Below are 13654 nucleotides of genomic sequence, written 5' to 3' on the forward strand. Positions count from 1 at the left end.
GGGTGGGTGCCGGGGTATGCGGCGGGATTCTGGCCGACGGGCTGTGCGGCGGGCTGGGATGCGGGCTGCGAGGGCAGAGGTGTCGAGGTCATGGCTCCACCCTCCGCCGACCGCCCTTGGACGCGCATCGGCCCCGGGAACGGATTCCCGGGGCCGATGTCGAACCGTGGTCTGAGACCGAGGCTCAGCCGAAGCGACCGGAGATGTAGTCCTCCGTCTGCGAGTTCGAGGGGTTGGTGAACATCTTCTCGGTCTCGTCGATCTCGATGAGGTGCCCGGGCTTGCCGGTCCCCGCGATGTTGAAGAAGCCCGTGCGGTCGGAGACGCGCGAGGCCTGCTGCATGTTGTGCGTGACGATCACGATCGTGAAGTCCTGCTTCATCTCGTGGATGAGGTCCTCGATCGCGAGCGTGGAGATCGGGTCGAGCGCCGAGCAGGGCTCGTCCATGAGGATCACCTCGGGCTTCACGGCGATCGCGCGGGCGATGCACAGACGCTGCTGCTGGCCGCCGGAGAGACCCAGGCCGGGCTTGTCGAGGCGGTCCTTGACCTCCTCCCACAGGTTCGCGCCCTTCAGCGAGGTCTCCACGAGCTCCTCGGACGCGGAGCGCGAGATGCGCTTGTTGTTGAGCTTGACCCCGGCCAGCACGTTGTCCTTGATGGACATCGTGGGGAACGGGTTGGCCTTCTGGAAGACCATGCCCACGCGACGGCGCACGTTCACGGGGTCCACGCCCGGCGAGTAGATGTTCTCGCCGGCGATCTCGACCCTGCCCTCGGCGTGCGCCCCGGGAATCACCTCGTGCATGCGGTTCAGGGTGCGCAGGAAGGTCGACTTCCCGCAGCCGGAGGGGCCGATGAGCGCCGTGACGGAGCGGGGCTGGATCTTCACGTTGACGTCCTCGACCGCGAGGAAGTCTCCGTAGAAGATGTTCAGTTTCTCCACCGTGATGGGCTGGCCTGTGGGCATCGTCGGTCCTTTCGGGGGCGTCGGCTCGGGCGTCGGCTCAGCGGCCGAGCTTGGGCGAGAAGTAGTAGCTGACCAGGCGGGCGAGCACGTTGAGGATCATCACGATGAGGATCAGGGCCAGAGCGGCCGCCCAGGCCCGGTCGTAGTTCACCGTCGTGGAGCAGGCGTACTCGACCTTCTCGATGGGATTGAACATCTTCGGTGCCGAGCACGGTGCGGTGCCCAGACCGTACTGGCTGTTGATGAAGGTGGGCAGAGTGGTCATGAAGTTGTCGAACAGGTTCGCGTTGAACTTCGGGAGCATGCCGACCGCGAGCAGCAGGGGCGCGGTCTCCCCGATCACGCGGGCGATCGCGAGGGTCACCGAGGTGGTCAGACCCGCGATCGCGGTGCGCAGCACGATCCGCACGATCGTCAGCCACCGCGGCACCCCCAGCGCGTAGGCGGCCTCGCGCAGGTCCAGCGGCACCAGGCGCAGCATCTCCTCGCTCGAGCGCACCACGGTGGGGATCATGAGGATCGACAGGGCCACGGATCCCATCAGGCCGATGCGCAGTCCCGCGTTCCCGGTGACGGTCACGAAGAGCGCGAGGGCGAACAGACCCGCGACGATGGAGGGGATCCCCGTCATCACGTCGATGAGGAAGGTGACTCCCCGGCCCAGCGTGCGCTTCCATCCCTCCCTCGCGTACTCGACGAGGAAGATCGAGGTGAACAGTCCGATCGGCACGGAGATCACGCTCGCCCCGAAGGTGATCATCAGGGTGCCGACGATCGCGTGGCCGATGCCGCCCGCGTCCATGCCGCCGAAGACGCCGGCCATGTCGCCCGTGAGGAATCCGGGGGAGACGAACTTCTTCGCGCCGCGCGCGATCACTTCCCACAGCAGGGAGACGAGCGGGATCATCGCGAGGGCGAAGGCGCCCGAGACCAGGAGGGTCGCCAGGCGGTCCGATGCCCAGCGCCGCCCCTCGCGGACCCGCGAGTAGGCGTAGCCGACGATCAGATGCACGGGGAAGCCCAGCACCACGGCCAGAGCGATCGAGAAGTGGTCGGCGAGGACCAGGATGAGCGATGCGAGCAGCAGGGAACCGAGTCCCGTGAGGACCAGATGCCACCAGGGCAGTCGGCGCTCGTCGGCCGTGTGGATGCTGCTCGGCGCGTCGACGGTGTCGGAAGAGGTGCTCATGATCTCTCCTCAGGAGGCTCGGCGGCCGACGATCGCGCGAGCGATCGCGTTGATGACGAAGGTGATCGCGAACAGCACCAGGCCCGCGAAGATCAGGCGGGACATGTCCGCACCCGAGGACTCGGCGCTCTGGGAGGCGATGTAGGCCGCGATCGTCTGGTGCTTGGAGACCTCGAGGATGTGCAGGGAGAAGGTCAGTCCCGGCGACATCACCATGAGAACGGCCATGGTCTCGCCCAGCGCGCGGCCCAGGCCGAGCATCGAAGCGGAGACGATACCGCTGCGCCCGAAGGGGAGCACCACGGTCTTGATCATCTCCCAGCGCGTGGCCCCCAGGGCGAGCGCCGCCTCCTCCTGGAGACGTGGGACCTGCAGGAAGACCTCCCGGCAGACCGCGGAGATGATCGGCAGGATCATCACCGCGAGCACGACCGAAGCGCTCGCGAGGTTGCGCATGGGCGCGGTCGGGTCGCCGCCGAACAGCGGGATCCACCCCAGGTACTTGTTGAGGAACAGGTAGAGCGGCTCGAGGCGGGGCACGAGCCACACGCCGCCCCAGAGGCCGAAGACCACGGAGGGCACGGCCGCCAGCAGATCGATGACGTACCCGAGCACGGAGGCCAGGCGCCGCGGCGCGAAGTGCGAGATGAACAGGGAGATCCCGATGGCCACCGGCACGGCGAGGAGCAGCGCGAGGATGGCCGCGAAGACCGTGCCGAACGCGAGCGGCGCCGTGAAGCTCAGCAGGGAGACCGCATCGGCCGAGCCCGTCACCTCGCGGCTGGTGGCGATCGCTTCGCGCGACTGCAGCACGAGGAACAGGAACACGGCCGCAAGGGTGACGAAGATCAGCAGGCCGGAGCCGATGCTGAGGAGGGAGAAGATGCTGTCCCCGAGGCGTCGGCCGGAGCGGCGCCCCGCCGCCCTCGAGCCGGTCGACGGCCCGTCACCGTCGGGCTGCGGTCCCTCGGTCTGCACCGAGGTCTGGTCGGACGCGGGGTTCTCGGCCGCAGTCATCTCAAGGCTCTCCTGGGAGGTGTGCGGAGGACGGAGGAAGAGGGCCGACGCACCGGAACGCGAGCACGGCCATCACGGCGTGCCCGCGCTCCGGCGTGCGGACCTGGGCTGCTGAAGATCAGCCGGCGGCCTTGATCGTATCGATCGACTTCTTGGCGTCCGCGGACAGCTCGTCCGAGAGCGGAGCCGACTTCGCGGCGCTCGCGGAGGTCTTCTGGCCCTCCGAGGAGACCACGTAGTTCGCGTAGGCCTTCATGAGGTCGGCCTGACCGGCGTCCTTGTAGGTGTCGCACATCGCGAGGTACGAGACGAGCACCATCGGGTAGGCACCGGACTCGGTGGTCTTGCGGTCCAGCTGCACGACGATGTCCTTCTCGTCGCGACCCTTCTCGCGCGGGGAGACGTCGACGGCCTTGGCCGCGGCCTCCGCCTCGGGGGCGACGTACTCGTCGCCGACCTTGAGCTTGGCGATCTGCTTGCCCTCGGCCTGGCCCGCGTCGGCGTAGCCGATCGTGCCCGAGCCGCCCTCGACCGTGCTGAGCAGACCGCTCGTCTTCTCACCGGACTGGCCGCCGCCGTCGGGCCAAACCTCGGCCGCCTCGTGCGTCCAGTCATCGGGCGCCACCGAGTGCAGGTAGTCGGTGAAGTTGTTGGTCGTCCCGGACTTGTCGGAGCGGTGCACGGGGACGATCTTCTCGTCGGGCAGGTCGACGCCCTTGTTGTCGGCGGCGATCTTGGGATCGTTCCACTTGGTGATCTTGCCGGAGAAGATCTGGGCGACCGTCGAGCCGGAGAGCTGCAGGTCGTCGACGCCCTCGAGGTTGTAGACCAGGGCGATCGGAGAGACGTAGGCGGGGACGTCGAACGCGGTGCCGCCCGTGCAGGCGCCGTCGGCGGCCTTCTTGATCTCGTCCTGGGCGAGCGCCTTGTCGGTGCCGGCGAACTGCACGCCGCCGTCGAGGAACTGCTCGACGCCCTTGCCGGAGCCGACCGACTGGTAGGTCACCTGGGCGCCGGAGTTCTCGGCGATGAAGCTCTGGGTGAGGGCGCCCTGCGCGGACTCCTGGGTCGACGCGCCGGCGCCGGCGAGGTTGCCGGAGACGCTGGCGCCCGAGCCGCTGTCGGATCCGCCGGAGCTGTCGGACGATCCGGAGTCGCTGCCGCCGCAGGCGGACAGTGCGAGCGCGGCCGTGACTCCGAGCGTCGCGAGCGCGACGAGCTTGTTCTTGCGAGCGATCACTGCGATTCCTTCCGGGGCTGGGCCCACGAGTACGAGGAGCGCGCCTCAGGTGTGCCGGGCGGGATACCCGGGGCGGGGCGACAGCGGCGACGCTAGGGAGCCGAAGTGTCCGCCCGCCCGCTGGTATGTGAACGTCAGATGAACGGAAAGCACGTTCCCCGCGGAGGCCGCTGGATGCGCAGGTCAGAGCACAGATACAGGTGCGTCACACGGAGGTCACGGTCCGGTCACAGCGCGGTGTGGGCAAGCCCCTGCGCTCGCGGTGCACAGCTCTGTGCGAAGTGGCGGGCGCCGGTGCGCGTCGCCCCGGCCGCGACGGCCTCTCGGGAGGCCCCCGGATCGGGTCAGTAGGTCCCGGACGTGGACTCCGTCAGGGAGCCGAGCACGAACCCGCCCACGACGAGGAGCAGGAGCAGGGTGCCGATGATCGAGATGATCAGACCGGCGATCGCGAAGCCGCGCCCGCCGTGGGTGCTGTTCTCCCCCGTGGCCTGGATGCCGATGACGGAGAAGATGACGCCGAGCGGCGAGAGGATGCCGCAGGCCAGCACGAGCCCCACGAGGCCCAGGACGAAGCCGGCGATCGCCATCCCCGAGGTCGGCCGTGGCGCGTACCCGGTGCCGTACATCCCTCCGGGGTACGCCGTCGAGGCCTGGTACGACGGCTGGGAGGCGGGCTGGTAGGACGGCTGGTACGGGGGCTGGTGGCTCGGCTGGTGGCTCGGCGTCCCGTCGGGCCGGGGCGCCTGGTCCGGCGACCCGAAGGGCCCTCCCGAGGGGGCCGACGAGCCGGAGGCCGGGGCATAGGGATCCGTCGGACCGTTTCCGCCGTTCGATCCGTAGGGCTCCGTCGAGCCGTAGGGCTCCGTCGAGCCGTACGGATCGCTGGATCCGTACCCGGTGCTCGAGCCGTACGGATCGCCCGATCCGTAGGAGGAACCTGATCCATAGGCGGAACCGGATCCGTAGGCGGAACCTGATCCATAGGAGGAATCCGGTCCATACGGAGTGCCCGAACCGTAGGGGGCGCTCGAGCCGTACGGATCGCTCGATCCGAAGGAACCGTCGGCGCCGCTGGACTCGCCCGCGCCGTAGGGCGACGGCGCGGAGCCCTGCGGGTCCTGGGGGCCGGGGGCGCTGAAGCCGCCGTAGCCGCTGCTGTCACTCATCGGATCGTGTCCTCCTGCAGGGTCGTGTCGGGGCCCACCGCCCCACGTGCTTCATTCTGCCGGGCGGCGCCTTCCGCCCGCTGGTCCGCGGCCACGTCGGCCCGTCGGCCCGTCGGCCCGTCGGCCCGTCGGCGGAGCATGCCGTCCGGACGGGCCCGGCCGCCCGGTCACTCGATGCGCGGCTGGTGGCGCTCGACGGCGACGATCCGCCCGCCGGGCACCGCATGCACGATGAGCGCCTCGCCGGCGGAGAGGTACGGGTCCGACCGCGGGAGCTCGAGGGCAGCCTCGCGGCTCGCGAACTCGCGCACGGTGTCGATGACGGTGGGGAGCACGGGCCGGTGGGTGCACAGGATCGTGGGCCGCGCTTCGCGCAGCACGCGCTCGACGACCGCGGCGGTGCGCGAGGGCTCGGAGGCGTGCCCGGCCTCGGTAAGGGATTCCTTGGTGGAGATGTCCAGGCCGGAGAGCCGCGCGTACGGCTGGACCGTCGCCCGGCAGCGCTTCCAGGGGCTGGAGACCACGGAGTCCGGCGCGAAGGCGTCGATCATCGGCGGCAGGGCCTTGGCCTGCTTCTTCCCCTTCGAGTTCAGGGGACGGCTCTTCTCGCCGTCGCGCCACTTCGCGCGGGAGACCGCCGCCGCGTGGCGCTGGATGATGATCGGCCGCGTGAGCGCGGTGTCCTCGGCGAGCTGCTCGGAGAGCGCGGTGAGGGTCACGCGGTCGGTCTGGCGGGTGAGCAGCTGCTCGGCCTCGGAGATCTGCACCCAGCGGGTCTCGTCGATCTCCTTGGGATTCTTCGGGCCGGGCCCGATGCGCGAGCGCACGGCCGCGGTCCAGTACTGGACGATCTTCGAGCGGCCGTCGGGCAGCAGGTAGACGGAGGCGGGCAGCGGACGGTGCAGCCGCACCCGGTACCCGGTCTCCTCCCCCACCTCGCGGACGGCCGCGGCGGGGAACGTCTCCCTGGCCTCGAGCTTCCCCTTGGGGATCGACCAGTCGTCGTAGCGGGGGCGATGCACGAGCAGCACCTGCACCGTGCCGTGCTTCTCGCGCCAGATCAGCGCGCCCGCCGCGAGCACGGCGGGCTGTGCGCCGGGGACTGCCATCGTGCTCATGCGTCCGTCGCGTCCGACGAGCCCGTCGCGTCCGACGAGCCGGCCCCGCCGCCCCGGCGGAACTGGAGATCGCGGCCGGAGACGTCGAAGCCCAGGTGCTCGTAGAGGCCGAGCGCGGGGGTGTTGTCCCCCTCGACGTAGAGCGTCGCGGCGCCGACGCCGTCCGCGGCGAGAGCGCGCAGGGCGCGACTGAGCAGAGCTCCGGCGACGCCCTGGCCTGCGGCGTCGGGGTCAGTGCCGACGGCGTAGATCTCGGCATCGGGCGCGCTCCGGGAGTCCTCGGCCTCCTCGCGCTTGACCCAGACGAAGCCCAGCAGCGCGCCGTCGCGACGGGCCACGTGGAGGTCATCGGCCCGGAACCAGGGCTGGGCCATGCGCTCGTCGAGGTCCGCGCGGGTCAGGCGCCCCTGCTCGGGATGGTCGGCGAAGGCGCGCGCGTTCACGCGCACCCAGGCGTCGGCGTCGCGCGCCGGATCGAAGGCACCCAGCGCGATCGCGGGATCGCGAGGCTCGCGCGCCGGGATCCCGGCGTCGCCGTCAGCGCCCTGTCCGAGCACGCGGCGCATCGTGAGCAGCTCGCGCACGGGCTCGAGACCGCGCTCGCGCAGGAAGGCGACCGAGGCGTCGAGCGCACCATGGGCCCAGATCCCGGCATCGGGGCGACGCTCGAGGACCGCGTCCAGCAGCTGCGATCCCAGGCCGCGGCGGCGGGCCCCGGGGTCCACGGCGCCCTGCGCGGTGCCGTCGGACAGCACGGAGGCGTAGGCGAGCGCGCGCGGCGGGGCCGACGAGTCCGGTGAGCCCGGCGAATCCGCCGAGGGATCGGCGAGCAGCAGGTGCAGCGTCCCGTCGGCACGCTCGGCGTGCAGGGCGAACAGCGCGGCCTCGTCCAGCGCGGCGACGCCGTCGTGGGCGCGGGTCCGCTCGAGGAGGAGGTCGACCGCCGGGCGCTGCGCAGGGCGCAGCTCGTCCGTGACGATCATGCGGTGGGTGTCCTTATGGTCCGTGGCAGGGCTCCGCCGTCGGCGGCTCGTAGACTGCCACTGTAGCGTTCCCCTGAGCGGTCCCGGGACGCCCGCCCTCGGCGCGGGAACCGGCGCCGCACCGGGAGTCCCGGAGGGCGCGCGGACCCGCGGACGACCGGCGACGAGCCGGCCTCGGACCACGGGTCCGGACCAGGGCAGGACGAACGCGGACGACGACAGCGAGACGAGTGCGAGGTGGGCGGATGACCGCATCGGAACGGGCCCCTCTGGGAGCCGTCCTGGCGGTCCTGCTGAGCCTGGTGACGCTCACCGGCGGCGCCTCGGTCCCGCTGATGGCGGCACTGCTGTGCGTGCTCGCCCTGCTCGTGGGCATCGGCTGGCCGGACCTGCTCGAGCTGCCCAGCGCGCTCGGCTCGCGCATCGTGATCGTGGCCACGGGCATGCTCGCCGCCCTGCTCAGCGTGCGCACCGCGGAGACCGGGGAGCCGCTGTGGAGCGTGGTGGTCGCCTGTGCGCTCGGCATCTTCGGCGCCTTCGTCCACCAGATGCTGCGCCGCAGCCGCGAGGAGCTCTCCGCCTCGCTCACCGGCACCGTGGGCGGTGTGATGCTCACCGGGATCTCCGCGACCTGGGTGGTCGCCCAGGCCGACGCCGCGACCCCCGCCGAGGTGGGACTGCTCGCCGCCTCCGGCGCGGGCCTCGCCGTGACGCTGCTGGTCACGGCCGTCGGCCTGCCGCGCACGCCCCGGCTGATCCTCGCGATCGTGCTGGGTGCGGGCACCACCGCGCTGATGATGCACGAGATGTCCGCGATCGCCTGGCCGATCGCGCTGCTCGTGGGCGCGGTGCTCGCGGTGGGCGCGAGCGGCGTGCACCTGCTGCTGGGATCGGTGCTCGCCGCGCGCGAGCCCCTCCCCTCCCTCGCCGTCGCCGCCGGCCCCGTCGCCACGATCGGCGTCGTGGCGCTGCTCACCCAGCGCCTGCTGGGCTGAGTGGCCCCGCGGAGTCGCGGCACTCCGCGCCGGTGCTCATTCGCGCCGGTTCGCGCCGGGCTCCGGTGCGCGTGATCCCGCCCGGGGCACGGCCGTCCCGTCGGCCCGCTCGAGGCGCCGTGGCCGGTACAGTGTGAGCATGTCTGTTCTGTCCCTCGTGTTCACCGCTCTCGTCGGCGTCGTCGGGCTCGGCACCGCCGGATTCGCCGTCCTCGTGGTCACCCGCCTGTTCGGCCGCTGATCCGATGCCGATCGTCCTGGATCCATCGCTTCCTGAGAGCCTCTTCCCGCTGGCCTGGCTCGTCGGCTCCTGGAACGGCGACGGCGCCGCCCAGCTCCCCGACGAGGACGGCGAGCTGATCGGCCGCCGCATCGAGCAGAAGCTCGTGACCTCCGCGAACGAGGACGGCACCCTGGCCTGGGTGATGTCGACCGACCTGGTCGACGCCCCTGCCCCGCTGCCGCCCACGAGCGCGTTCGTCGATTCCGAGAAGGTCCCCGAGCAGGATGCCGGCACGGGCGAGCGCAGCCTGCTGGTGCGGGAGAAGGGCTTCTGGCGCGTCGGCGACCCCCTGCCCGGCCAGGACCTCGAGGCCGCCCGCGCCGCCAAGCCCGGCGATCCCGCCGGCGTCGTCTCGTACGGCGTCGAGCTCGTGATCTCCCGCGAGGACGGCGAGGAGACCTGGGCCGGCGAGGTGCGCGGACCCCGCATCCAGCTGGGCCTGCGCACCTCCCCCACGGCCCGTGCCGCCGACGGCTCCATCGCCGCGACCCGCATGTTCGGGCTCGTCGGCGGCCGTCTCATGTGGCTGTGGGAGCGCGCGACCGATCCCGCCGCGCCGAACGAGCTCTCCCCCTACCTCTCGGTCGAGCTCGACCGTGGCTGACGTGGCCGACATGACCGAGCAGCCCGCTCCCCCGCCGCAGCCGATCCACCCGCCCCTGCTGACGGGATCCGGCGCCGTGCTCGCCGAGGACGGCCCGGACCGCGGCATGCCCGCCCACTACGGAGCCCCGCTGCGGGAGCAGCGTCGCCTGCTCTCGCGCCGCGCCGTCGTCGACCTCGGCGGCCACGAGATCCTCGAGCTCCGCGGGGCCGACGCCCGCAGCTGGCTCACCACGGTCACCTCGCAGGCCCTCACCGACGCCCCCGTGGGCGCCTCGCGCTCCCTCGCGGTGCTGAGCCCGCAGGGCCGGGTCGAGCACCTGGCCTCCGCCGCCGTCACCGGCGAGGAGACGATCCTGCTGGTCACCGACCCCGGCTCCCGGGCGGGTCTGCGCCGCTACCTCGAGATGATGCGCTTCGCCGCGCGCGTCGAGATCACGGACCGCGACGATCTGCGCCTGCTGGGCGGCCTCGCGCCCGCCGGGAACATCCTCGGCGCCGCGGCGCTCGGGCCGACGGGCCTCGACCTCCCCGAGCCCGCCTTCGTGTGGACCGACCCGCACCCCGCGGTCGCCCCCGGCCACGTCGCCTACGGGCCCGATCCCGAGGACGGCACCGACTGGGTGCTCACCGCCTTCGACGCGGACGCCCTCGCAGCGCTCCCCTGGCGCGTCGAGCACCTCGCCGGCAGCGAGGCGGCCGAGGCCCTGCGCATCGCCTCCCACCGCGCGCGCCAGGCCACCGAGGTCGACGAGCGCAGCATCCCGCACGAGCTCGACCTGCTGCGCACCGCCGTCCACACGGCCAAGGGCTGCTACCGCGGTCAGGAGACCGTCGCCAAGGTGCTGAACCTGGGTCAGCCCCCGCGCCGGCTCACGATGCTGCTGGTCGACGGCTCGCAGAACGTCATGCCCCGGCACGGCGATCCCGTGCGCCTGGGTGGGAGTGAGGGCAAGCTCGTGGGCACCGTGACCTCCGCCGCCACCCACGCGGACCTCGGCCCGATCGCCCTGGCCGTCCTCAAGCGCGCCGCCCCGCTCGACGCGCCCCTCGTCATCGGGTCCCGGATCAGCGCGGGCCCGTGGGAAGGCGGCGGCGAGGCCGACGGGACTGACGGCGTCGACGGGGCTGACGGGGTCGCCGGGGCGGACGGAATGGGGCCATCGGCCGACGACGTCGAGATCACCTGGCTCGATGCGACCCAGGAGCCCGTCGTGATCACCCGCGAGCACGGCGAGAGACCCCGCACGGCGCGACTCTGAGGGGCGCCGACGGCCCGGCGTTGCCCGCCCGCCGTCGCCCGGCCGCCATCGTCCGCACGCCGGTGCCCGCCCGCCGGCGTCCGACCGCTGGCGTCCGGCGAGCCGTGGAGCGGCCGAGACTGAGATCCGGGTGGTGGTCCCGATCCCCCCAACTCCGGAGACGGATTCGTGTCATGGAACGGCGTATACGAGACATCTCTGCCATATATGGCAGAGATGTCCCGTATGTGCCCTTCCGCGACACCACCGGGCCACGCGGCCCCCGGCCCACGCAGCTTCCTGGGTGCTGCGGCCCCGGCCCGGACCGCGCGCCGTGCGCCGCGGGGCCCGGGCCGGACCGCGCGCCGTGCGCCGCGGGGCCTGACACAATGGGGCCATGGGCATGAGCGCGCAGGGTGAGCGGCACGAGATCCCGCACGGCGAGATGCCGCAGGGCGAGATGCCGCGAGGCGAGGTGCCACAGGGCGAGATGCCGCGAGGCGAGGCGCCGGGGGACCGCCGGGGCGATCCGCCCTCCTGGTCGCAGCAGCGCGCCGCCGTGCTCGCCGCGCAGGAGCAGGCACTCGAGCACGCACGTCGGACCGAGCACGCGAAGGCCACCGCGATCCTGCGGGAGTACATCGAGCGCTTCGAGAGCGCGGGCATCGCCCCGCGCGCGCTGCGCGCCCTCCCGTACAAGGGCTCCGGGACGATCCGCACCCCGCTGCACGGCTGGTACCTCAAGCAGGACCGCACGATCGGCATCGACACCGAGGCGCGCTACTACATCCTGCGGGCCGACGGCGGCCTGCTCACACGACTGCGCGGGGCCGAGATCGAGCCCGTCGACGCACCCCTCGTGGTGGGCCGCGGCGGGCGCGACGGCGAGACCTTCGACCTCAGGGAGCTTCTCGAGATGCGGCTGACGGATCCGGTGGTCGCATGAGCCAGGCCGAGCCGAAGACCACCACCACGGACATCGACACCCCGAAGCCGCCGCTCGGCGACCGCGTGCGCGCGGCGATCTCCAGCCGCATCGGCGAGGGCGTCGAGCGCGACCGCAAGGGCCTGGGCAGCATCGCCCGCGCGGGCACCGCGACCGCGGTCGCCTACCTGTTCGCGCACTTCGTGTGGGGCCACCAGTTCCCCTTCTTCGCGGCCATCGCCGCCTTCGTGATCATCGGCGTGTCCAGCACGGAGAAGAAGGTCCGCAAGGTGCTGGAGATGTCCACGGGCGTGATGTGCGGCGTGCTCCTGGGCGAGCTCGCCCGCGCGACGATCGGCTCGGGCACGTGGCAGATCGCGGTCGTCGTGGTGACGGCCGGTCTGCTGGCCCGGCTCATCGACTCCGGGATCGTCTTCACGATGCAGATGTCGATCCAGTCGCTGCTGGTCACGGTCATGCCGCTCACCCCGTCGATGAGCCCGGGCGGCCGCATCCTCGACGCGCTCACGGGCGTGGTCGTGGGCATCCTCGTGCACCTGCTGACCTCCGGCGATCCCCGTCGAGGGCAGCGGTCGGCCGCGCACTCGCTGTACCGGGCGCTCGAGGACGCGCTCACGCAGATGTCCCTCGCGGCCCGCACGGGGGACGTGAAGGTCGCGAGCGCCGCCCTCTCGCAGATCCGCACCACCTCCCAGGAGCTCGTGGACGAGTGGCGCATCGCGAACAACGCGGCCGAGGAGATCGCCACCTTCTCCCCCACCCACCTGCGGCGGGCGGGCGACGTCGGGCGTCTGCAGCATCTGCTCATCGGCTCCGATCGCGCCGTGCGCAACGTGCGCGTCATCGCCCGGCACGAGGTCGCCTTCCTCGAATCGGTCAAGGGCCGCAGCTCCCATGCGCGCCTGGCCGACGCCCTGCTCGCCGCCCATGACGCCGCCGTCGCCCTGCGCGAGGCCGTCGACTCCGACGGCGACTTCACCGAGGCGCGCCGGGCGCTCCGCATCTTCTGCTCCTACCTCACGCCCGAGACGATGCTGCGCAGCGACGACGGCACGCGCCTGGGCCGGGTCGACCACTTCGAGGGCGTCGCCCTCGTGATCCAGCTGCGCTCGCTCGCGATCGACCTGCTCGAGGCCACCGGGCTGGACCACAAGGACGCGCAGCGCTTCCTGCCCAGCCTGCTCATCGCGGCCGACGGCGACACCATCGGGCCGCGTCCGCTCACCCGCGAGATGTCGGCCGTCGAACCGCCCGCCACCACCGAGGCGCTCGAGCTGCTGATCACCGACCGCTCCGACCCCGACCGCCGACGGGGATAGCCGGGATAACCGCTCCGCACGCCGGCCGCTCGGAGCGCCGGCCGCTCGGCGCGCCGGCCTCCAGAGCCCGGGGCGCCTCCCATCCCACGCCCGAGCTGTGCCGTTATCCTGACCGCATGCTCTGGCTCGCAGTCGCCCAGTACTGGATCTTCGCCGTGATCGCGGTGGTGCTCTTCGCCATCGAGATCTGGGCGCTGGTCAACGCTCTGCGCTTCCGCCCCGACGCGTACACCGCGGCGGGCAAGCGCACGAAGCTGTTCTGGGGTCTGCTCACGGGTCTCGCCCTGCTGCTCGGCTTCATCGCGCTGCCCTATCCGGTGGGCCGCGGGGGATCCTCGATGCTGCTGATGGTGATCGGCATCGTGATCTCCGGCGTCTTCCTGGCCGACGTCCTGCCGGCCCTGCGCTCCGTCATGGAGCGCTCGCGCAACAACCGGTACTGACCGCATCCCCCGGACCTGACGGGCCTCGAACCGACCGGACCCCACCGGGCCGGGGGGGGGGGGGAGGGCCGGGCCGGGGGGGGGCGGGCGGGTCGGGGGCCGGCAGGTCCGGGGGGTGGGGGGCGGTCCGGGTGGTGG

Annotated in this window: 13 protein-coding genes; 6 read left to right on the forward strand and 7 right to left on the reverse strand. The window is 72.2% G+C overall.

All coding sequences use genetic code 11. From position 1 onward, the window contains the following. Nucleotides 1-184: 184 nt before the first annotated feature. From pstB to mshD, 7 genes are all read right to left on the reverse strand, one after another. Nucleotides 185-970 carry a phosphate ABC transporter ATP-binding protein PstB gene (gene pstB / locus MHY49_RS17320; RefSeq protein ID WP_239206220.1) on the reverse strand — a complete coding sequence of 262 codons (786 nt, stop codon included), beginning with the start codon at nt 968-970 and terminating at the stop codon, nt 185-187. Between the two features lie 37 nt (nt 971-1007). Next, nucleotides 1008-2159, reverse strand: a complete 1152-nt coding sequence (gene pstA, locus MHY49_RS17325) for a phosphate ABC transporter permease PstA (RefSeq protein ID WP_239206222.1) — start codon at nt 2157-2159, stop codon at nt 1008-1010. Between the two features lie 9 nt (nt 2160-2168). Then, nucleotides 2169-3176, reverse strand: a complete 1008-nt coding sequence (gene pstC, locus MHY49_RS17330) for a phosphate ABC transporter permease subunit PstC (RefSeq protein ID WP_239206224.1) — start codon at nt 3174-3176, stop codon at nt 2169-2171. Between the two features lie 118 nt (nt 3177-3294). Beyond that, nucleotides 3295-4416, reverse strand: coding sequence for a phosphate ABC transporter substrate-binding protein PstS (pstS, locus tag MHY49_RS17335; RefSeq protein WP_239206226.1), 1122 nt, complete (start codon nt 4414-4416; stop codon nt 3295-3297). A gap of 344 nt (nt 4417-4760) precedes the next feature. Beyond that, nucleotides 4761-5585, reverse strand: a complete 825-nt coding sequence (locus MHY49_RS17340; protein WP_239206228.1) for a DUF4190 domain-containing protein — start codon at nt 5583-5585, stop codon at nt 4761-4763. 167 nt (nt 5586-5752) lie between these two features. Continuing rightward, nucleotides 5753-6703 carry an NUDIX hydrolase gene (locus tag MHY49_RS17345; protein WP_228359224.1) on the reverse strand — a complete coding sequence of 317 codons (951 nt, stop codon included), beginning with the start codon at nt 6701-6703 and terminating at the stop codon, nt 5753-5755. Further along, nucleotides 6700-7686 carry a mycothiol synthase gene (gene mshD, locus MHY49_RS17350; RefSeq protein ID WP_239206230.1) on the reverse strand — a complete coding sequence of 329 codons (987 nt, stop codon included), beginning with the start codon at nt 7684-7686 and terminating at the stop codon, nt 6700-6702. The genes MHY49_RS17345 and mshD overlap by 4 nt, the downstream gene beginning before the upstream one ends. A gap of 245 nt (nt 7687-7931) precedes the next feature. On the opposite strand from mshD, the gene MHY49_RS17355 reads away from it, so the two are divergent. The 6 genes from MHY49_RS17355 to MHY49_RS17380 all read left to right on the forward strand — a co-directional run bounded on the left by MHY49_RS17355 (nt 7932) and on the right by MHY49_RS17380 (nt 13516). Next, nucleotides 7932-8681, forward strand: coding sequence for a hypothetical protein (locus tag MHY49_RS17355; RefSeq protein ID WP_239206232.1), 750 nt, complete (start codon nt 7932-7934; stop codon nt 8679-8681). A 245-nt stretch (nt 8682-8926) separates the two neighbouring features. Next, nucleotides 8927-9568 (forward strand): FABP family protein, encoded by a 642-nt coding sequence (locus MHY49_RS17360; protein ID WP_239206234.1) that lies wholly within the window; start codon nt 8927-8929, stop codon nt 9566-9568. A gap of 10 nt (nt 9569-9578) precedes the next feature. Next, nucleotides 9579-10829 carry a folate-binding protein YgfZ gene (locus tag MHY49_RS17365; protein WP_239206236.1) on the forward strand — a complete coding sequence of 417 codons (1251 nt, stop codon included), beginning with the start codon at nt 9579-9581 and terminating at the stop codon, nt 10827-10829. A 382-nt stretch (nt 10830-11211) separates the two neighbouring features. Then, nucleotides 11212-11754 (forward strand): hypothetical protein, encoded by a 543-nt coding sequence (locus MHY49_RS17370; protein WP_239206238.1) that lies wholly within the window; start codon nt 11212-11214, stop codon nt 11752-11754. After that, nucleotides 11751-13073 (forward strand): aromatic acid exporter family protein, encoded by a 1323-nt coding sequence (locus tag MHY49_RS17375; protein WP_239206240.1) that lies wholly within the window; start codon nt 11751-11753, stop codon nt 13071-13073. The genes MHY49_RS17370 and MHY49_RS17375 overlap by 4 nt, the downstream gene beginning before the upstream one ends. A 116-nt stretch (nt 13074-13189) precedes the next feature. Then, nucleotides 13190-13516, forward strand: a complete 327-nt coding sequence (locus MHY49_RS17380; RefSeq protein ID WP_239206242.1) for a DUF2516 family protein — start codon at nt 13190-13192, stop codon at nt 13514-13516. Nucleotides 13517-13654 lie beyond the last annotated feature (138 nt).

Source organism: Brachybacterium sp. ACRRE, from assembly GCF_022346485.1.
Taxonomy (GTDB): domain Bacteria; phylum Actinomycetota; class Actinomycetes; order Actinomycetales; family Dermabacteraceae; genus Brachybacterium; species Brachybacterium halotolerans.